General features: G+C 49.4%; 1 protein-coding gene. It reads left to right on the forward strand.

What is annotated here, in order from left to right; translation table 11 throughout:
- Positions 1-18: 18 nt before the first annotated feature.
- On the forward strand, positions 19-246 hold the full coding sequence (gene yidD, locus SB660_RS22240) for a membrane protein insertion efficiency factor YidD (RefSeq protein ID WP_024085713.1): 228 nt from the start codon (positions 19-21) through the stop codon (positions 244-246).
- Positions 247-253: the final 7 nt, after the last annotated feature.

A 253-nucleotide genomic window follows, 5' to 3' on the forward strand; every position in this document is an offset into this window, starting at 1 on the left:
CAGAAAGGTGGTTTTTTAATGAAAACCATAATGATTGCGCTCATCCGCGGATACCAGAAGTTCATCTCTCCGCTGACGCCGCCGTCATGCCGCTTTTATCCGACGTGTTCGCAGTACGGAATCGAAGCCGTCAAGACTCACGGCGCATTAAAAGGCGGATGGCTGACACTGAAGCGGATTTTAAAGTGCCACCCTTTTCATCCGGGCGGTGTTGATCCCGTACCGGACAAAAAACGAAAACATTAGTCCATAT

The sequence above is a fragment of the Bacillus sp. SIMBA_005 genome, from assembly GCF_046535585.1.
In the GTDB taxonomy this organism is placed as follows: Bacteria; Bacillota; Bacilli; order Bacillales; family Bacillaceae; genus Bacillus; species Bacillus pumilus.